The organism is Acinetobacter sp. V2 (assembly GCF_001188385.1).
Lineage (GTDB): Bacteria > Pseudomonadota > Gammaproteobacteria > Pseudomonadales > Moraxellaceae > Acinetobacter > Acinetobacter oleivorans.
The window spans coordinates 371,421-391,546 of record NZ_JZFB01000002.1 but is presented as its reverse complement, the minus strand read 5'-3'; the positions used below and the strand labels follow the sequence as shown (position 1 = coordinate 391,546).

The window sequence follows — 20,126 nt, the reverse complement described above, 5'->3', positions numbered from 1 at the left end:
AATAGATTGCCCTGCAAATTCATCCCACACAATTCGACCATCATCGTGTACATTTATGACTTTTGCTGTTTGACCACAGATATAGATCCCGACCAAGGACATGATAATTATCGCGATTAAGCTTAAGTTAAATCCAAGCGATAACCAGATCGGAACGAAGAGTAGGGCAAAAGCAGAGCCAAAAGTACCAGGGGCTTTAGGTGCGAGACCAGATCCGAAACCAACTCCACAGAAAACAATGCAGCGGTTGAACCAAGACATGTCTTTAAAATGAATCGGCGGCTTATGCAAAGTGTTGGTATCCATGAATTTGCAATGGGTAATCCGAACCCAAATGCTCAAAAGTTAGTTGTGTTTGCTCAACGATCTGTCCGATCATTGTAATCTTAATGTCTAGTTGTTTTCGCAAAAGTTTTTCATAATTTTGCGGTGTTATTGTAAAACATAATTCGTAGTCATCACCACCAGCTAGCGCATATTGCCAACGCTGTTGTTCTGGTAGTTTCTCTAGCGTTGAATCAATCGGTAACTTTTCTAAAAATAATCGGGCACCGACTTTTGACGCTTTTAAAATATGACCTAAATCTTGTGCTAATCCATCAGAAACATCAATCATGCTAGAAGCAAGGCCCTTTAACTGTTGTCCAAGCTGACAACGTGGTGTCGGGTAGTCTAGTCTTTTCTGTAATGGATGACCTAGGTGTTGTAAACCATATGCTGCATCTCCAACTTGACCGCTCACACACACATAGTCACCGACTTTTGCGCCCGAACGTAACACGGCTTGTCCAGCTTCAATCCAACCCATAGCCGTCACGGTAATGGTCAGATGTGGACCTTGGGTCGTATCTCCACCAATGAGAGCAACACCAAATTGATTACAGCAGTCATAGATGCCCTGACTGAATCCTTCGAGCCATTCATGGTCAATGGTAGGTAGGCTTAACGCAAGTAAAATACTATGAGGTTTAGCACCCATGGCAGCAATATCTGAAAGATTAACAGCCACACTTTTCCAGCCAATTGCATGCGCTGAGGTATTAAGAGGAAAGTGTCGACCAGCAACTAGCGTATCTGCACAGATCACCAATTGTTGATTTTGAGGAGGGGTGACTAAGGCTGAGTCATCTCCAATACCTAAGGTGACATCTGCATAAGATTGTCTGTTAAAGTATTGGTCAATAATAGAAAACTCAGCCATATCAACTTCAAACCTATTAGTTTGCTTGTTGTTTTTCAGCACTACGTAGTGTTGAACTTAAACGATCTAAAACGCCATTAATGTATTTATGGCTATCTGCTCCACCAAAGTGTTTGGCGAGTTCAATGGCTTCATCAAGAACTACACGATAAGGTACTTCTAAATGATCACGTAACTCATAAGCACCTAAACGTAAGGTTGCGAGCTCAACGCCATCAAGTGCATCAAGTTCACGGTCAAGTACCGGAATGAGTAATGCATCAAGATCGTCGCGCAGTGCAATCACTTGCGTTAATAGTTCGTGATAGTAATTTAAGTCTACCTTGTGCATCGCATTTTCAGCACGAGTACGTGCTTCAATTTCATGTACAGGATTGTGACTCATTTGCCACTCATAAATACCTTGTACAGCAAAACGACGTGCTTTGCGTTTTGCTGCATAAGCGGCTTGCAGTGTTTGAGACATGCTTTAAATTGCCTTTAATAAATTAACCATTTCAATTGCAGTTAAAGCAGCTTCGCTACCTTTGTTTCCTGCTTTTGTACCTGAACGTTCGATGGCTTGCTCGATGCTATCAGTAGTTAATACACCATTGATGACAGGCAAGCTGCTTTCTAACGCGACTACACCTAAACCTTTTGCACATTCACCAGCAACGAAGTCAAAGTGTGGTGTGCTACCACGAATAACTGCGCCAAGTGCGATGATTGCATCAAATTGATTTGATGTAGCTAATTTTTTAGCAACAATCGGGAGTTCCCATGCGCCAGGAGCATGAATAACAGTAATGTTGTCTTCATTTACACCATGACGTTTTAATGTGTCGATTGCACCATCCAATAAGTGTTCAACAACAAAACTGTTGAAACGACCCACTAAAATCGCATAACGTCCTTCGCTTGCGAGATGTAATAAACCTTCAATACGGCGAATTGCCATAGCAACCTCGATTATTTCGTTGTGATTTGATCAGCAGTGACATATTCCACTACTTCTAAATTAAAGCCAGATAAAGCATTGAAACGTAATGGTGAGCTAAGAAGCTTCATTTTTTCAACACCTAAGTCACGCAAAATTTGAGCGCCTACACCAATGGTTTGATATTGATGTGAAAGTGCTGCATTGGATTTCACCGGTTTTGGTTTATTTAAATCATCCAACGCTGGTCCCAAGTCTTGCAAATGATCTTGCCCGATCCAGACTAAAACACCGCGATCACTCGCTGCAATTGTCTGTAGTGCACGGTCTAGATTCCACGCAGGTTCACCATCGGCTTTATTTAGCTTAAGTAAATCGCGAATTGGACTAAAACCATGTACACGTACTGTTGTAACACCTTCTTTTGGCTCGCCTTTGACTAAAGCCAAATGGATGTCTGGGTTACCAATCTCACGATAACGATAGAGTTCAAATGAACCATATTCTGTTTGAATCGTTTTTTGATCCAGACGTTCAACCGTTTGCTCATTGGTCATGCGGTAGTGAATCAAGTCCGCAATTGTACCAATTTTTAAGCCATGCTTCTCGGCAAAAATTTCTAAATCTGCACGGCGTGCCATTGTGCCATCTTCATTGATGATTTCACAAATAACAGAAGCTGGTTCAAGACCTGCTAAGCGTGTTAAATCACAGCCCGCTTCAGTATGACCTGCACGATGTAGAACACCGCCTGGCTGCGCCATTAATGGGAAAATATGGCCCGGTTGTACAATATCACTTGGCTTTGCATGCGCTGCGACAGCAGCTTGAATTGTATGTGCACGCTCTGCTGCTGAAATACCAGTTGTAATACCTTCAGCGGCTTCGATTGATAAGGTAAAGTTTGTACTATGCTGAGCACCGTTTTGGTCAACCATCAACGGAAGGTTTAACTGCTTACAGCGCTCACGGCTTAACGTTAAGCAAACTAGACCACGTGCATGGGTAATCATGAAGTTAATATCTTCAGGACGAACATGCGTTGCTGCAATGACAAGATCACCTTCATTTTCGCGATCTTCGTCATCCATCAAGATAACCATTTTGCCTGCACGAATATCGGCGACAAGATCTTCAACACGACTCAGCGGCATTCGCTCTCACCTTTTTTTGTCGTTAGACAATTTCTATTTAATAAATTTTGCATAGTTTACGCTGTTTAGAGAATTTTGCCTATGATTCTGATTTATCCAACTTTGCAACGAGATAGAATAGATCCAGCTTTATTTATACAAATAAATCATAAGAAAATGGAATAATTTAAAATAAAAACAATGAATTTAAATAAAAAAAACCTAGCCAAAAGGCTAGGTTCTGATATGCGCAGTTATTTTTTATGAAGCTGCACTGCTTGGACTATCATTTTGTGGGATTGATTTTTTTCCCATCAAAATCTCAGTGCGAATATTTTGAGCAAGTTCAGCACACTCTGCATTCATGCCATTGATCATAAAGGCATGACGAGTCATCACATTGCTTGGGTTTGGCATTGCAACAAGTTGATAGCTATCTTGAATTGCCTTGAGTTGATCATTCTCAAGATATAAAGCAGATTCTTTCGCATGAAGATGCTGTGCTAAACGTTGAGCAGCTTCTTTCGCATCAATTTGCATCGCTTCAACAGCATTACACGTTGCACTACGAGTTTGCAGCGCAAAGCGTTTATCTTCGCGATAACGTTTATATAAAACGTCAGAGAGCAACTGGAATACGGTTCCAACCATAAGCAGACACTCTACAGCGTGAGTATGCGAGGTTGAAATCGCAAGTGTAGCGCCGTCAGCATTAAACTCATTTACGACTTCAATGTCCGCTAACTTTAATTGGTAATGTTTTACGCATAACTCAATACTCTTGTTTAAAAAGAGCTGACAGAGTTTAAAGTACGGAACAGATACCGATTGGTTAACACTGCTTAATAACTGTTTAGGGTCATAAAACTGAATATTGAGTGCCAACATATGTTGGTCAGCTGAATCTGCTGTTTTCTCTGGTTGTGGTCGAGCCGCTGGTTTACCTTTCGCTTGTTGTTGAGCTTGAGCAACCAACGTTACTGTATTTTGTTTTTCTAGAGCCAATGCCTGAGTTAACTGCTGAATTTCATGTTTTAAGCGGTTTTCTTCGTTAATACGTGCCAAATATTCGCTACGGGTCGGGCGAGCAATCGCGCGATAGGCAAGCCATAATAAAACATGCAAAAACAGAGAAGCTAAAATTGCTAGCCATTGAGTGCGTAGAATTTCACCAATACTTGGTTGAATCAGCGTAATTTCGATAGAGCCCACTTTCTTTTCATTTTGCAGAGCATCGCGAGCAAAAATCTCACCTTGGCGAGTTTTTGAAATTCCACTCGTTGCCAACACTTGTTTGTTGGCATCAAGAATGCGAATAGACGCAACGCTTGGATTGGTCGCATAGCGATTAGCAATCAGAGCTAAAGATACCGTATTGGCAGGTTCTAGCTCAGATAAGCTGTCTGCAACGAGTTGACTGGTCATGAGCTGACCTTGACTCGCACGGTTTTCATTGAGCTGGTGTGTCGTTGCAATCACCATTAAAAAGGTATGCAATGCAAAACTAACGATCAGTAGGCTAGCAAATAGCCCTTGTCTAGGCGCAATCAAGTTAAACTTCCAAGGCAATTATATTGAAATTCGATTATGATTCTTACAATAGTTGTCACTCAGACTAGAGTCAATTCATGCGAGAAATCATTCTTATATCCTTTTTAGGACCAGACCAACCAAACCAGTTTACCCGATTAATGCAAGTACTATCCGTACATTCATTGCAAATACTGGATGTAGGTCAGGCTGTTATTCATAATCAACTCACATTGGGCATTGTAGTCGCTTCTGATAATGAAACTGCGACCGCATTGGCAATGAAAGAAATTCTGATTTTAGCACATGATATTGGCTTAACAGTGCGCTTTAAACCAATCACAGGCGCAGAATACGATCAATGGGTAACTGAAGGTGGCCGTACTCGTTATATCGTCACGGCTTTAGCCCCTGAACTCACTGCTGCACACTTACAAGCCGTTACACAAATTGTGTCTAGCCAAGGCTTTAACATTGAAACTGTTACCCGTTTATCAGGCCGTGTCGACTTTGAAAAGGATAGCGCATTCCCGCGTCGTGCATGTGTACAGTTTGGTTTAAGCAGTGGCCCAACTCTAGATGCTCAAGCCATGCGTGCAGCATGTTTACTTCTTTCAAGTGAATTAAATATTGATGTCGCTGTTCAAGAAGACAACGCTTATCGACGTAACCGTCGTTTAGTTTGTTTTGATATGGACTCAACACTCATTGAACAAGAAGTGATTGATGAGTTAGCGATTGAAGCAGGGGTAGGCGCACAAGTTGCTGAAATCACTGAAAGAGCGATGCAAGGTGAACTTGATTTCCAGCAAAGCTTCCGTGCTCGTGTTGCATTATTAAAAGGGCTAGATGCTGCTGTTTTACCTAAAATTGCAGAGCGTTTAACTATTACTGAAGGTGCAGAGCGTCTCATCTCGACCTTAAAAGCGCTTGGTTATAAAACGGCAATTTTATCTGGTGGATTCCAATATTTTGCTGAATACCTACAAGGTAAACTTGGTATTGATGAAGTTCATGCCAACATCTTAGATGTGCAAGACGGTTTCGTAACAGGTGAAGTGAAAGGCGCAATTGTTGATGGCGCTCGTAAAGCTGAGTTATTACGCGAACTTGCAAATAAAATGGGTATTTCTCTAGAGCAAGCGATGGCAGTAGGCGATGGCGCAAACGATTTGCCAATGCTTGCGATTGCAGGGCTTGGTGTAGCTTATCGCGCTAAACCTTTGGTTCGTCAAAATGCAAATCAGGCTATTTCAAGCGTTGGCTTAGATGGGGTTCTGTATTTACTTGGTATGCATGACAAAGATTTAAACCGTGCTTAATCTATAAGGCTAAGCTTTAAGCGCTACTTCAGAGTAGCGCTTTTTTTATGCAGAATAGTCATAAAAACAAGCATGTTATGCTCAAATCATGCACAGAAAAAAGGCAATAAAAAAATCTGAAAAAAACTTATTTTGGTCCTTAAAAACAGCATATTTTTTTGTAATGACACGCCAGAATTGATGCCATATAGGGAATCGAACTTTTTGAATTTTACAAAAATGTAATGACAAAAGAATGTTGCGACAAAGTATGTCGCATTAAGAAAAAACGGGTCTTTTTTTCTAAAAAAAAACATCCATAATGCATCCTAAGCTTCAACACAAATTATGAATTAAAGTTGTTTTTGGAATGAGGTCGGGTTTTTAAGACCGAATCTTTTTAGACGTTTTCATTAAGACGGAGGTTTCTATGGTAACAGCGAATTTTGCCGCTATCGCCGGATTCAGCTTGATCGCTGTCGCGCTTGTTGCTGTTTTCTTTTCTCCTTACCGTCGTTGGCTTGGTTTTATGCTTGCAGGGATGTTCTTTTGGGGGCTATTAGAAGTGGTCCGTTTTGGAGTTCAAGTCACTTTTGAAATGCCAGTCACATATAGTTATTTAACTGCACTAAGTCTAGCGATGGTAATGGTTACATTTGTTTTGTTACGTGAGGATAAACAGGCACAAAAGGCTTTGGCAAATCGCCAATATATAGAACACACGCCAGTATATGAAGATGATCAGCAGCAATGTTCTAGCCGATAATTAAATTGTTATCTAACGGTAAAGAGGTATGCACAGCATGCCTTTTTTATTTACGAAACGTGATTTTTATTATACAAAGCATTTATTAAAAAATAGCCAGTTATGCTACGATAGACACGTCTGTTGACGTTTCATCTAGATTGCGTTGCCAGCTAAAAATTATCAGTTGATGCACAAAACACAAGCAATGGTATGTCCTTGCTGAGTTTTGCTCTAAAGTTTTCATAAAAATACAATAGGCGTGAATGTTCATGAAACTTTCTTCTATACCTGTAGTCAAGTTACCTCTCGTTGATGTCAGTACAGACCCGTTAGATTTATTGGTAGCAGGTTTAGTGCTGCGTATGAAGCAATTGGCACGTACTAGCCCTAAGTTTATTGAATTGATTCATGACCGCGCTTTCCGTATTCAGATTGGTACGGACTTAGGTGTTGCACGTCAGATCATCATTAATAATGGACAGATCGATAGTGTTGCAGGTGCACCTGAAAAAGCTGACTTTATCTTGCAGTTTGCAGATAGCGAACAGGGTGTAAAAACTTTGATTAAAGGTGACCCAACTGCATTTATGACAGGCATGCAAAACGGCAGTATTAAGATGGAAGGAGACTTCAGTCTACTCGTTTGGTTTAACCAAGTGGCTAGACTCATTCCACCTAAGTTGCCAAAACCAGTTAAAGAGAAAGTACGTCAAGCACGTGCTTTTATTAAAGAGAAAACTGGTCGTTAATCACCAGATATAAAAAAACTCCCATTTGGGAGTTTTTTTATATCTACGCTTCGACTTCTAAGTTAAACGTCACCGGACCATTATTAATGAGATGAACCTTCATATCAGCTGCAAAAATGCCGGTTTGTACTTTTTCAAATTGTGAATTGGCATATTCAACCAACTGTTCATATAACGCTTTGGCATCTGCTGGTGGCATGGCTGGACCAAAATCTGGACGTAAACCTTTTTGCGTTTGAGCCATCAGAGTAAATTGTGAAACAAGCAGGATTCCACCATTTGCTTGAGACACATTCCAACCCATTTTGCCTTGTTCATCATCAAAGATGCGATATTTCAAAATCTTATCAATAAGCTTCTGGCCAATTGCTAAAGTGTCATCACGGCCAATCCCTAAAAAAACCAGTAGTCCGTGTTGGATTTCACCAGTAGTTTCACCGTCAACCACCACTTTGGCTTCAAGAACTCGTTGTATTAAAGCGCGCATAGTTAAAGCAAATTTCTGCAATTAATTGAATTGGTTTAGTTTAGCAGAATTTAAATTAAATGATTTTTAAAAGGAAATTTCATGGAATTGCAACAATGGTCTAAAAGCTCGCAATTGATTTATAAAAATATGCTTTAATGCTAAGAAGCAAGCGAATAATCATTGACTATGTCTCCAATTATCCATTCTTTACTAGATACAGACTTGTACAAATTTACGATGTTACAAGTGGTTTTGCATAAATTCCCGCAAACCCATAGTGTCTACCATTTCCGCTGTAGAAATTTAGAAGATACTGTCTATCCACTAGTAGATATTTTGGATGATTTAAACGAACAACTCGACTATTTGTGTAGTCTTAAATATAAAGAAGACGAGCTTCAATATTTACGTAAATTACGTTTTATAAAAAGTGACTTTGTCGATTATTTAGAACTATTTCAACTGAAGCGACGCTTTATTCGAGCTAGCATCGATGCTGAAGGTCGTTTGGATATTCATATTGAAGGTCCGATGGTCCAAGCCATGATGTTTGAAATTTTTGTATTGGCAATTGTAAATGAACTTTATTTTAGCCGTATCAAAACTGATGAAGTATGGGCTGAAGGCGAGCGCCGTTTAAAAGCCAAGCTTGAATTGATTCAGGAATATGAAAAAACACAAAAACCGAATGACCCACCATTCTTAGTTTCTGATTTTGGTACACGTCGCCGTTATAGCTTCGTATGGCAAAAACATGTGGTGGCAGCCTTTCATAAAACAGTACCAAATGTGTTCCGTGGTACAAGTAATGTCCTGCTTGCAAAAGAGTTAAATATTACCCCAATTGGAACCATGGCTCATGAATTCCTACAAGCTTTTCAGGCACTTGATGTACGACTACGTGACTTTCAAAAAGCTGCTTTAGAGACATGGGTTCAAGAATATCGCGGAGACTTAGGAATTGCTTTGACTGACGTTGTTGGTATGGATGCGTTCCTTCGAGATTTTGATTTGTATTTTGCGAAACTCTTTGATGGTTTACGTCATGACAGTGGTGACCCTTACGAATGGGGCGATAAGGCTTATGCGCATTATCGTAAATTAAAAATTGATACCAAAACCAAGATGCTGACTTTTAGCGATGGTCTTAACTTGCCAAAAGCATGGGAATTGCATCAATACTTTAAAGATCGTTTTCAGGTGAGTTTTGGTATTGGAACCAATTTAACTAATGATATGGGACAAAAGCCGCTCAATATTGTGTTGAAACTAGTCGAATGTAATGGTCAGTCAGTTGCGAAAATTTCTGATAGTCCCGGTAAAACCATGACTGATAACGATACTTTCTTGGCTTATTTACGTCAGGTTTTCGAAATTGAAGAACTTGAAGAAGTGGTTTAAGTAATAAATAGTCTCGCTATTTTGTATTTTTAAAAGTAAGAATGCTGATATCTGATTTTCTGCTAAAGAGTTGCAGAAAATCAGAGTTTGTTAGATATAAGCTTATGCTAATATGAAATTAAGCTGGTATAAAAAGAAACCATGACGATGACACTCCCGAATTTTAAACTCGATTTATTAATAGAAGCAGAAGAATTAGTGCCTTATTTAGGCAATGAATATATTCGCATTGTAGATTTGAGCCGCGCGTCTGTTTATGAGCAACTTCATATTCCGCATGCTATTCATTTACAACCAAAATGGTTAGTGTCTCAACACGAAGAAGCCACTGGTATTTTGCCAGATGAAGCAGGTTTACAAGCACTGATTGAGAAATTGAATATTTCGCCGAATCATCATGTTGTGGTCTATGACGATGAAGGTGGAGCATGGGCTGGACGTTTAATCTGGAATTTGCATTGCTTAGGATTCACACGTACCAGTTTAATTAATGGCGGTATCCATGCATGGTTAGGAGCAGGGTTACCAACGACAGCAGAAGTCGAAGAAGTTTCTCCTGTTACTGACTTAATTCAGATTGATTTATCGCATGCCGCTCAGTTCCGTGTGAATTATGAAGAGCTACGCAAACAAGTAGAACAAGAAAATGTTCAATTGTGGGATTGCCGGACAAGTGATGAATATAGTGGGATCCGTTTAGCAGCGCGACGCGGCGGTCACATTCCAAATGCACTCCATTTTGAATGGAGTACTGCACTTAATCGTCAAAATCATCTAAAATTGCATCCGCTTGAACGCACGCGGCAGCGCCTTGAACAACTTGGGTTCGATTTACAGCAACCTGTAGTTGTGTACTGCCAGTCACATCACCGTTCCGGTTTGGCCTATATTTTGGCTAGGCTCTTGGGCTGGGAAGCAAAAGCCTATGATGGTGCGTGGAGTGAATGGGGCAATCGCCTCGATAGTCCTATTATTACTGGAGAATCACCGTCGTGAGTTTCACATCTCGATTAAAAAAAGAATTATTTATTAAGGCACAAAACCTTGTACCACAGCACCAATTGAGTCGTGTGGTAGGTAAAGTTGCTGCGAGTGAAAATCCAGTTGTGAAAACTGCTGTTATTCATGCATTTAAAACCAAATATGGGATTGATTTATCGATTGCTGAACAAGGCAATGCACTGAAATATAAATCTTTTAATGACTTTTTTACCCGTGCTTTAAAAGATGGCGTGCGTCTCGTTGACGAAAATGCAGATAGCATTGTTTCACCTGCTGATGGTGCTATTTCTCAGATTGGTAAAATTACTGCGGGTGAAGTATTTCAAGCAAAAGGCCAAAGCTTCTCTGTAGAGAAACTCATTGGAGACCCACAACTTGCTCAGCCATTCCAAGAAGGTGAGTTCGCGACAGTCTATCTATCTCCACGCGATTACCACCGTGTACATATGCCGTTTGCAGGTACATTAACTGAAACCTTGTATGTACCAGGTGAGCTATTTTCGGTAAATCAGGTGACTGCTGAAAATGTACCGGGACTATTTGCCCGTAATGAACGCATGGTGTGTTTGTTTGATACTGAACTTGGCCGTATGGCTGTTGTGTTAGTGGGTGCAATGATTGTTGCTGGTATTGAAACTGTGGCGACAGGTAAAGTGAAACCTTCAGGTCGTATTGAATTACAGCATCATCAGTTAAAGCTAGAGAAAGGTGCTGAGCTTGGACGTTTTTATTTAGGTTCTACCGCGGTTATTTTATTTGAAAAAGATAAGATCGAATGGGAACAACGTTTTAAAGCTGAGTCTGTAGTTGTAATGGGCGAGCGTATGGGACATACAGTTTAGTAAACGATATAATCCCTATAAGATAAATAAACCCTGACTTTAATTATTCAGGGTTTTTTTTGATTTAAATTATATAAACGTAAAATATATAACTGTGTTTATATTTATATTATATAGAAATATAATTATTATTAAGTGATCTGAAATAGGACATTATAGAAGCTAGTCCAAAAATATGTGTCTGGAGAGAGCAAAAATATTAAGATGATTGAAAATTAATAAATAAAAATAGAAAGAAATATTTAAGTTAGACTTAAGTCGTAATTTTAATTCTATGTGAAGATAAGTTATTAAAACTAAAAAAATTATTTAATTTTATAAATATGAAGCGCTTTTTAGATATTGCACAAACTTTAGCCTTGGCACAATGCTTGCTAACTATTCAGGACCTTACGGTAATTTTCATATTTTTTAGGTTCTGAAATCATGTTAAAAGTTAAACGCCTGACAGCTTCGGTTTTATCTGTACTTTGTATTTCACTCAGCCATGCCAATGATTTTAAAATTTTAAATCAAATTTCAAAACAGCCTACTCAACTTCAAAGTGGCGAATATAAAGGTAATTATTACGTTCCATCTACTTTAAAAACCATTACATGGGGTTATTTACCGAATCGGGATGCCAAACCCGTCCTTAACGTTCCGTCGGGTAGTGTTGTGACATTTGATACGGTTTCTCATGAAGGTTTGCTTGAAGACCAAGGGCGTAACGCTGAAAAGTTCTTTCAATCGAAAGGTGTAAAATCTAATGAAATCTTGGAAGATGCAAAAACAATTACGCAGTCAAATTTAAAGCATGATTTTCATAAAGATGGGCCACATATTGTGACAGGTCCTGTTGCAATTGAAGGCGCACAGCCCGGTGATATTTTAAAAGTTGAGGTACTTAAAGTTGAGCCGCGTGTACCTTACGGTGTTATTTCAAATCGACATGGTAAAGGTGCTTTAGTGGGGGAATTTCCTAAAAAAGCAAAGCAAGAAAATGCATCGGCTGAGCATCCTGAACGCTATGGAAATGTCTCAATTTTCACACCAATTGAAAAAAATGCTAAAGGTGAGTACGAAGGTGTATTAAAAACAGAATCGGGTAAATCAATACGTTTCCCGCTTTATCCTTTTATGGGAATTATGGGGGTAGCAGCAAATACTTCTGAGCCTGTTCACTCTGTACCCCCTGCAATGTATGGTGGAAATATTGATATTAATGAACTAGGTGCAGGTTCAACAGCCTATTATCCTGTTCAGGTCAAAGGCGCATTATTCTATACGGGTGATAGCCATTTCGCGCAAGGGGATGGTGAAGTAGCATTAACTGCACTCGAAGCTTCAGCACGTGCAACACTAAAATTTACCTTGCTCAAAGCAGGTAAAGATAAAATACCGGGCAAAGAGCTAAAACAACCTTTAGCTGAAAATGCTGAGTTTTGGATTACACCGGGACTTGATGAAGATCTTGATGAAGCGATGAAAAAGTCTACACGTGAAGCCATTCGTTTCTTAAACCAAGAATACGGTATTGATGAAGCAACGGCTTATGCGTATTTAAGTGCCGCAACTGATTTTGAAGTTTCACAAGTTGTAGATAAAACCAAAGGGATCCATGCAAAAATCAGAAAAGCTGATTTTAAAGAGTTTGAGAGTAAATAATTAAGTGCACTAAGCTTGGTATTTAAAATATTAAATACCAAGTTAAATTCATTTTAACTATTAATAAGTTTTATATATTTTATAATTGAGTATAATAAATATCACATATATTTATTAGTATAAAATCTAATGCACTCACTTCCGAACGCTCTACTTTATATTGCTGCATTATTAACATTCTGTGCCGCATTACTTCATTTTGTTTGTGTGTTCTGGGGGGCAAATGGTTTTCGGTTTTTAGGGGCCGGGAAAAGTATTGTCCAGATGGTCGAAAGAGGGCATTGGTATCCTAATTTTACAGCTATAGCTGTGGGGTTAATTCTAACGGTATGTGCTACTTATGCTTTTTTTGCAGCAAAGGGAATACAGGTATTACCATTTACTAAACTTATTTTGTCGCTTGTTGCAGCGGTTTTTCTTATCCGTGGTCTGGCTTTTCCGTGGTTAAAGTCAAAATTTGTCGGTAATAGTGATTTATTTTGGTATATCAGTTCAGCCTTTTGTTTAATACTAGGAAGTTTATATGCCGTTGGAGTATATTTAATTTGAAATGAATATATTCTAGATGAACTAGAGTAAATAATTTTAAAAAAGAAAAGGGAGCTATGCTCCCTGTTTTACTTATTTAGTCCAACCATATTTTTTGAAAATAGTATTACCTTGCTGAGACGATAAGAACTCTACAAAACGTTTAGCTTCAGTGTCTTTTAAACTATGTTTGGTTAAGGCAACACCTGTATCACGATAGACAACCAACTCTGGTTCAATAGGTATAATTTGCCCAACATCTGGGTTACTAATTCCCCAAATATTAAAAACTAACCAAGCATCATAGCTGCTATTTTCTTCCCAGTTTTTCTTGGCAATACCTGTATTGGCTGCATAGGTGGCAATATTTTTTCGAACAGATTTGGTTAATTGAATCTTGCCAGTTCTACCAGCGATATCCTCCCACATACCGACCTGACCTGCACCATGAGTAACTAAAACTTTAACGCCAGATTTAGCTAGGTCTTTAAATCCTTTAATATTTTTAGGATTTCCTTTGCGTACTAAAATGGCCGCGGGGCGTAAATATAAAGGTTCCACCGAGTCTTTTATAATTTGCTCAGAAAAAGCATTTTCAAAATCAGACATCATAGCTTCAGAACCACTATATATAACATCTGCATCTAGTTTCGCTTTGTCAGACCATTGAGAAGTAGGCCCAGACGTTACATGGACTGCTATGCCCGTTTTATTGGTGAATTGTTTGGCTGCTTCTTTCATGGCGGGTGCTGGTCCACCAGGACCATACACTTGTACATCTGCAAAGCTATGGATAGGTAGAGAGCCGAGAATAAGAAAAATCAGGTACGGTATAAATTTATATTGTTTTGACATTTTAATCGCTATAGTAATTAAGAAAATATCAGCATATATTTTTTATTATTTAAACGGGATTAATTTTTGCAACGATATTTATAATACATTTCTTTAAAATATATTTTAATTAGATTTTAAGTGACTGTATAAATGTAAATTATTTGGAAGTAAATATAAATATAGAAGTTTTTATGGTAATTTATACTTTATAAATTGATTATTTAAATAGATGTAATGTAAATAATAGAGGAGTAATCCCTTGATTAAAAAAAGTAATTCTTTTTTAAAAATTTTATTTAGCAGCGCTTGTTTGGTGTCTGGTTCTGCTATGGCTGCTCCAATTATAGATTTGGGTAAGCAAATTGTGAGCGAAAAACCGGGTTCAATACTGTCTCTAGAACAGCAAGATGTGACGGATTTATTTCCTCATGCTGATCAGCGTTTGTTAGTTAATTATCGTAGTCGAGGGATTCAGGGCGAGCCCATTGTGGCATCGGCTTTTATTTTATTACCGAAAGGCACTCCGCCAAAAAATGGCTGGCCGATACTCGCTTGGGCGCATGGTACGACTGGCGTTGCTGATACTTGTGCACCTTCGGGTGACTATGTAGGTGGGCCAGTTCATTCATACCAAGAAGTTGCTTCTAAAGCTTTAGATGGTTGGCTTGCACGAGGCTATGCGGTCGTCGCGCCGGATTATCAGGGCTTAGGGACACCAGGTGGGCATCCCTATATGAATGCAATGAGCCAACTGCATACAGTGGTCGATGCAGTGCGTGCATTATATGTGCTTAAGCCCAAGAGTTTTAATAAACAGTGGTTGGTGATGGGGCACAGTCAAGGTGGGGCTGCGGCAATTGCAGTGTCTGCCTATGGTCAAAAAGATGCGCCTGAACTGGATTTAAAAGGGGCAATCGCTCTTGCACCAGGCGGCTATCAATATGAAGGCATTGCAGAATATGTGAAAACTAATCCAAACCCAGAACCAAGTGTGGCAGCATTTTTCCCGATTGTTTTATTAGGAGCACAAGCAGCAGATCCAAGCATCGTTCCTGAAAAGCTGGTAAGCCCAGAAATGAACACAGTATTGACTCAAGGACGCAGTCGTTGTTTATCTGAACTTCAATCTGACTTAAAGAAATCTCCTTCTAGCATATTTCGATCTGATGCCGATTTAAAACCTCTTTTGGCTTATCTAAAACAACAGTCCATTGAAAATATGGTGCCTACCGTGCCATTAATGATTGTTCAAGGTTCTAAAGATCATTTAGTCGACCCTAGAGGCACATCTGCTTATTATCAGCAGCTATGTAAATTAAAAAAACCAACCATATATCAAACGATTGATGGTGGAGATCACCGCGATGCATTACGCCAGAGCAATACGTTTGCCACTAGTTTTCTAAACGTAATAGAGAAAAATCAGACGAAATCGTATTGCTCTAATTTTAAGTAAATGGGTTTAAATTATACAAAAAAGCCGACTTTTCATAAGTCGGCTTTTTATATGTACGGGAGATAATTTTAGGTCATGTTATATAGTCTTTCTTTTGGAAAAACTGCGGTAAACGTTGATCCTTCGTTTTCTTTAGACTGCACATCTAAATACGCGCCGTGTTGCATCAGCACGTGTTTTACAATTGCCAGACCTAAACCTGTACCACCTGTTTGGCGACTACGGTCACTGTCAACACGATAGAAGCGTTCAGTTAGTCGTGGCAAATGTTTTGGGTTAATTCCAATGCCTGTGTCTTGTACACTAAAGTACGCATGTTCACCGTCATCATGCCAGCCAATGGTAATTGTTCCACCTTTTGGTGTGTACTTAATGGCATTGGTAATTAAGTTACTAAATGCACTAGCAATTTCCATGTCAGAACCAATCAGGTCACAGTGGCTATCAATGTGTAAATTGAGCGTGTGTCCATAATCGGCATTGTAGGCCTGAGCGTCATCAAAGAGTTGACTCATTAAACTCGGCATTTCAATAATCTGATTTTTTGCAATTTTTTTATTATTTTCTAAATTCGATAACAGCAGTAAGTCATTCACCAAAGCATTCATACGCTTGGTTTGTGACTGCATCTGATCAAACGCACGTTTCCAGCGCGGACTAATATCTTCTTGATCGGTAAAGGTCTCGATATAACCACTCAGTACAGTTAATGGTGTACGAAGTTCATGAGAAATATTATCGACGAAATCTTTACGCATTTGCTCAAGGTTATGCATACGAGTCACGTCGTAAGCCACCAATAAACGACTTTCTCCACCAAATCTTGTGAGTTTAACCTGTACATAGCGGTCATCATCAAAATTTGAGTGAAGCTTAATCCCGTCGGGTGCCTGATCAATATTGTTAAAATATTCAATAAAGGTCGGCTGACGTAAAATCGTTAATAAGTTACGCCCACGATCGAGAGGGCTGATTCCTAACAAACGTTCCGCAGCAGGGTTCCACCATTCGATTTGATGTTGGTCATCAATTAAAACAACGGCTTCAGCAAGTGCAACCAAAGATGACTGTGCACGGTCAATTAAACCGACCATTTCCGCCTGAACAATTCGTTCTTGGCGCTGAGCACGGTAGACATTAAATAATAATGCCCCCCAAATCCCATTAAGATTTGGAGGAACGTCATAAGGTTTATTCGCAATCCAGTCATTGACCAGATATAAAGAACGCAACTGGAGTGTAAAAAACACCACGAAGGCGATAAAAATACAGCTCCAGAAATACCCAAGGCCTAAACCGACTAAACCGGCAATAATTAGAAAAAATAATAAGAGCCGTAAATCTTGTTTGGCAAACGTCCATAAACTGCTGTAGCGGGAAAGTTTTTGTTCACGTACCTGTTCGGGGACGGGGTAGGGTTCATACATAAATCTTGGTTAACCTGCGGCTAAATCTGCACGTGTTGAGAAACGGTAGCCAGTTCCACGCACAGTTTGAACAAATCGGTCTACACCAAAAGGTTCTAAAACTTTACGCAAACGGCGAATGTGCACATCGATAGTGCGGTCTTCGATATATACATTACCGCCCCACACCTGATCGAGCAACTGGGCACGTGTATATGCACGCTCTGGATGGGTCATAAAAAATGCAAGTAAGCGATATTCAGTTGGACCCATATCTAAAATGCTGTTGCCAAAGCTAACACGCTGGCTTACAGGATCAAGAATTAAGCCATTGGCATCAATGGTTTTTTCGCCACTTAATGCATTAGCACGACGCAGAACTGCCTTAATACGTGAAACCAGTTCACGTGTAGAGAAAGGCTTAGTCATGTAGTCATCTGCACCTGCGTCAAGACCTTGTACTTTGTGGTCTTCTTCTCCGCGAGCAGTCAACATAATGACTGGAATTTCTGCTAGGTTTTCATCTCGTTTTAAGCGGCGACATAAATCGACACCACTTACGCCTCCAGGTAACATCCAATCAAGCAAGATAAGCGCCGGACGTTGGTCGACGATAATTTGATGAGCCTGTTTGGCATCTTCTGCCTGTAAACACTGAAAGCCTGCCATGTCCAAAGAAGTATGGATCATTTCGCGAATAGGAAGCTCATCATCGACAATTAAAATATAGTCATCTTTCACAGCGCAATATCCTATAGATTTAACGGTGAACCGTTTTGTAGTTATGACAGGCTTATTACAAAGATTAATTATGACAATTTCATTGCAGAAAAGTCTATAAAATTAAATTTAGCAATAATTTGTGACAAAACTAAGGCAAAGCTATGAACAAATTGTGACATGAAGACTTTAATTTTCTTAAAATCATTCAATAGCTTATCACTTGAATGGCTTAGCTGGTTTTGCATATTTATGGCTGTCAAAAAACTTTAATATTATTTTGAAACTTGCGCTAATAAAGATAAGAAAACGATGCGGCATGCGGTTAAAACCTGCTCAAGCGATTGTTCAAACCCTCCCATGACCCATCGAATCGCAATTTGAGTGACATATCCATTTAAGCCAGTTGCAATTAAAGAAAGCTCATTTTCATGGTGTTGAATTTGCGGCATGGTCAGCATAACAAAGGCTTGAATCATGCGATCAAATTGCGCAAGAGTTTCTTGAATGGTGGCCTGATTATGTAACTCTTGTACCAAAACTGCGTCGACATAGACAATACGAGCTAATCTTGGGTCGTCTTTTAATGTCGTCAGCAGTGCTCTTAAACCAGCATCGACCATTTTTTCTGGATCGGGTGCAGCTTTAATCACGGCCTGCATTAAGTTCTGCTGTAATTCTTCAATCATTTTCAAAAAGATGGTTTGGAATAAATCTTCACTCTTCTTAAATGATTCATAAAAATAACGTTCTGTGAGTTTTGCCTCTTGGCATACATCTTTTACCGTCACGGAAAAAAAACCAAGCGTTCCGTAGGTCGCAATGCCTGCTTCAATCAGTTTTTCGCGGCGCGCCTCTTTACGTTCAGATAGAGACAACCCTTTGAACTGACGTTCTTTACTCACACTTTTTGTTTTCTTTTTACTGGTTGAGTCGTTAGTCGCCATAAATAAGTCGTTTCCTAAAGATTGGTTTCCTAATTTATAGGTTTTGGCCAAATATGCTCACTATGATAAAGCTCTCAGAAGAATTGTGCCATTCTATCTGAATTTACAGTCTACTATATTGACAATGGATATTGTCAAAATTATATTGAAGATGTCTGAACTGCACATGCAATGAACCGGTTGTGCAAATATCGAAAAACAAAGGATGGACAATGAAAAATTTTAAAAACAAAGTCGCTGCAATTACGGGCGCAGGTTCTGGCATTGGGCAACAGTTAGCAATTCTTTTGGCAAAACAGGGCTGCCATCTTTCGTTGAGTGATATTAATGAAAAAGGATTACAACAAACTGTCGAGCTTTTAAAACCGTACAGCAATATTACGGTTACTACCAAAAAGCTTGATGTGTCGGATCGTGAAGCGGTAAAGCAGTGGGCACAAGAAACTGTACAAGATCACGGTTCTGTTAATCTGATTTTTAACAATGCTGGTGTTGCGTTAGGCTCAACTGTTGAAGGTGCGACCTACGAAGATTTAGAGTGGATTGTTGGAATTAACTTCTGGGGTGTCGTGTACGGAACTAAAGAGTTTTTACCGTTCATTAAGCAAACTCAAGATGGCCATATTATTAACATCTCGAGCTTATTTGGTCTGACAGCTCAACCGACTCAATCTGGCTATAACGCGACTAAATTTGCTGTACGTGGTTTTACCGAATCATTACGCCAAGAGTTGGATATTGAAAAAAGTGGCGTAAGCTCGTTGTGTGTACATCCTGGCGGAATCCGCACCAACATTGCTAAATCTGCAAAAATGAGTGATAGCTTGAATAGTTTAGGTATGGACCCGACTAAATCGATCCAAAACTTTGACAAGCTATTACGTACTCCACCTGAAGAAGCAGCTCGTCAAATTTTACAAGCTGTCTTAAAAAATAAACGCCGTTTATTGATTGGTAGTGATGCAAAAATTCTTGATGCATTCCAGCGTTTATTCCCAACGGGATATCAACGTGCTTCAACTATTGTGACCAAATTAATGAAATAATTTTTTAACAGAAAAAGCCATCAAATGATGGCTTTTTTTATGTGGTTTAGTTAGTTCTAAATAAGAACTTTGATCTTCTTTTTCTTCCAGATAAATTGGTAATACAGGCCTTGAATAATACATAAACTGACAAATGCCAAGGCATAAGCAACCCAGATTCCTTTAAGGCCCCATATTGAGCTAAACCAGTAAGCACATGGAATTTCAATAAATAAAATAGCAGAAATATTAAGTAGCATTGGGA

21 protein-coding genes and 1 pseudogene are annotated in these 20,126 nt (G+C 39.3%); 10 read left to right on the top strand and 12 right to left on the bottom strand.

The features are described from left to right. The 6 genes from UC75_RS21160 to UC75_RS10620 all read right to left on the bottom strand — a co-directional run. On the bottom strand, window positions 1-306 hold a 306-nt coding region (locus UC75_RS21160), incomplete at its 3' end, for a phosphatidylglycerophosphatase A (protein WP_228137270.1). Further along, entirely contained in the window at window positions 284-1,201 is a 918-nt protein-coding gene (thiL, locus tag UC75_RS10640) for a thiamine-phosphate kinase (protein WP_049837560.1), read from the bottom strand. The genes thiL and UC75_RS21160, both read right to left, overlap by 23 nt. Before the next feature lie 16 nt (window positions 1,202-1,217). Continuing rightward, window positions 1,218-1,667 carry a transcription antitermination factor NusB gene (gene nusB, locus UC75_RS10635; RefSeq protein WP_049837559.1) on the bottom strand — a complete coding sequence of 150 codons (450 nt, stop codon included), beginning with the start codon at window positions 1,665-1,667 and terminating at the stop codon, window positions 1,218-1,220. 3 nt (window positions 1,668-1,670) lie between these two features. After that, window positions 1,671-2,141, bottom strand: a complete 471-nt coding sequence (ribE, locus tag UC75_RS10630; RefSeq protein WP_002119264.1) for a 6,7-dimethyl-8-ribityllumazine synthase — start codon at window positions 2,139-2,141, stop codon at window positions 1,671-1,673. An 11-nt stretch (window positions 2,142-2,152) separates the two neighbouring features. Beyond that, window positions 2,153-3,274, bottom strand: a complete 1,122-nt coding sequence (gene ribBA, locus UC75_RS10625) for a bifunctional 3,4-dihydroxy-2-butanone-4-phosphate synthase/GTP cyclohydrolase II (RefSeq protein WP_003654193.1) — start codon at window positions 3,272-3,274, stop codon at window positions 2,153-2,155. Window positions 3,275-3,514: 240 nt separating this feature from the next. Continuing rightward, on the bottom strand, window positions 3,515-4,822 hold the full coding sequence (locus UC75_RS10620) for a hypothetical protein (RefSeq protein ID WP_107880420.1): 1,308 nt from the start codon (window positions 4,820-4,822) through the stop codon (window positions 3,515-3,517). Window positions 4,823-4,881: 59 nt separating this feature from the next. Here UC75_RS10620 and serB point away from each other — a divergent pair, with 59 nt between their 5' ends. From serB to UC75_RS10600, 3 genes are all read left to right on the top strand, one after another. Beyond that, window positions 4,882-6,105, top strand: a complete 1,224-nt coding sequence (serB, locus tag UC75_RS10615) for a phosphoserine phosphatase SerB (protein WP_004790139.1) — start codon at window positions 4,882-4,884, stop codon at window positions 6,103-6,105. 409 nt (window positions 6,106-6,514) lie between these two features. Then, window positions 6,515-6,850: a ciprofloxacin tolerance protein AciT gene (gene aciT / locus UC75_RS10605; protein ID WP_004704819.1), complete on the top strand. Its 336-nt coding sequence runs from the start codon at window positions 6,515-6,517 to the stop codon at window positions 6,848-6,850. 251 nt (window positions 6,851-7,101) lie between these two features. Next, entirely contained in the window at window positions 7,102-7,581 is a 480-nt protein-coding gene (locus UC75_RS10600; RefSeq protein WP_049837557.1) for a hypothetical protein, read from the top strand. Window positions 7,582-7,624: 43 nt separating this feature from the next. Here the strand turns inward: UC75_RS10600 and dtd are convergent, their stop codons facing one another. After that, window positions 7,625-8,068 carry a D-aminoacyl-tRNA deacylase gene (dtd, locus tag UC75_RS10595; protein WP_049837556.1) on the bottom strand — a complete coding sequence of 148 codons (444 nt, stop codon included), beginning with the start codon at window positions 8,066-8,068 and terminating at the stop codon, window positions 7,625-7,627. A 168-nt stretch (window positions 8,069-8,236) separates the two neighbouring features. Here dtd and pncB point away from each other — a divergent pair, with 168 nt between their 5' ends. The 5 genes from pncB (at window position 8,237) to UC75_RS10570 (ending at window position 13,491) form a co-directional block, all read left to right on the top strand. Further along, window positions 8,237-9,451 carry a nicotinate phosphoribosyltransferase gene (gene pncB, locus UC75_RS10590; protein ID WP_005300500.1) on the top strand — a complete coding sequence of 405 codons (1,215 nt, stop codon included), beginning with the start codon at window positions 8,237-8,239 and terminating at the stop codon, window positions 9,449-9,451. A 147-nt stretch (window positions 9,452-9,598) separates the two neighbouring features. Continuing rightward, a complete protein-coding gene (locus UC75_RS10585; RefSeq protein WP_034590637.1) occupies window positions 9,599-10,447 on the top strand; it encodes a sulfurtransferase in 849 nt (282 codons plus the stop codon). Next, the gene (gene asd / locus UC75_RS10580; RefSeq protein ID WP_004790127.1) at window positions 10,444-11,295 is read left to right on the top strand and encodes an archaetidylserine decarboxylase; all 852 of its coding nucleotides are present in this window, start codon (window positions 10,444-10,446) and stop codon (window positions 11,293-11,295) included. The genes UC75_RS10585 and asd overlap by 4 nt, the downstream gene beginning before the upstream one ends. Window positions 11,296-11,721: 426 nt before the next feature. After that, a complete protein-coding gene (locus UC75_RS10575) occupies window positions 11,722-12,942 on the top strand; it encodes an acetamidase/formamidase family protein (RefSeq protein WP_049837555.1) in 1,221 nt (406 codons plus the stop codon). A 129-nt stretch (window positions 12,943-13,071) separates the two neighbouring features. Continuing rightward, complete coding sequence (locus UC75_RS10570; RefSeq protein ID WP_049837554.1) at window positions 13,072-13,491, top strand: hypothetical protein; 420 nt, start codon at window positions 13,072-13,074, stop codon at window positions 13,489-13,491. Window positions 13,492-13,563: 72 nt separating this feature from the next. On the opposite strand, the gene UC75_RS10565 is transcribed toward UC75_RS10570, so the two are convergent. Then, window positions 13,564-14,325, bottom strand: a complete 762-nt coding sequence (locus UC75_RS10565) for an AcfC family putative adhesin (protein ID WP_049837553.1) — start codon at window positions 14,323-14,325, stop codon at window positions 13,564-13,566. A 241-nt stretch (window positions 14,326-14,566) separates the two neighbouring features. Here UC75_RS10565 and UC75_RS10560 point away from each other — a divergent pair, with 241 nt between their 5' ends. Then, window positions 14,567-15,763 (top strand): alpha/beta fold hydrolase, encoded by a 1,197-nt coding sequence (locus UC75_RS10560; protein WP_049837552.1) that lies wholly within the window; start codon window positions 14,567-14,569, stop codon window positions 15,761-15,763. A gap of 68 nt (window positions 15,764-15,831) precedes the next feature. Here the strand turns inward: UC75_RS10560 and phoR are convergent, their stop codons facing one another. The 3 genes from phoR to UC75_RS10545 all read right to left on the bottom strand — a co-directional run bounded on the left by phoR (window position 15,832) and on the right by UC75_RS10545 (window position 18,836). After that, complete coding sequence (gene phoR / locus UC75_RS10555) at window positions 15,832-17,190, bottom strand: phosphate regulon sensor histidine kinase PhoR (RefSeq protein WP_049837551.1); 1,359 nt, start codon at window positions 17,188-17,190, stop codon at window positions 15,832-15,834. Between the two features lie 9 nt (window positions 17,191-17,199). Then, a complete protein-coding gene (gene phoB, locus UC75_RS10550) occupies window positions 17,200-17,910 on the bottom strand; it encodes a phosphate regulon transcriptional regulator PhoB (RefSeq protein WP_000650776.1) in 711 nt (236 codons plus the stop codon). Window positions 17,911-18,164: 254 nt separating this feature from the next. Continuing rightward, window positions 18,165-18,836 (bottom strand): TetR/AcrR family transcriptional regulator, encoded by a 672-nt coding sequence (locus UC75_RS10545; RefSeq protein WP_000224580.1) that lies wholly within the window; start codon window positions 18,834-18,836, stop codon window positions 18,165-18,167. A 212-nt stretch (window positions 18,837-19,048) separates the two neighbouring features. Between UC75_RS10545 and UC75_RS10540 the strand changes: the two genes are divergently transcribed. Then, window positions 19,049-19,882 (top strand): SDR family NAD(P)-dependent oxidoreductase, encoded by an 834-nt coding sequence (locus UC75_RS10540; protein WP_004790118.1) that lies wholly within the window; start codon window positions 19,049-19,051, stop codon window positions 19,880-19,882. Between the two features lie 56 nt (window positions 19,883-19,938). On the opposite strand, the pseudogene UC75_RS21155 reads toward UC75_RS10540, so the two are convergent. Continuing rightward, window positions 19,939-20,126: pseudogene (locus UC75_RS21155) on the bottom strand (MATE family efflux transporter); the annotation flags it as partial.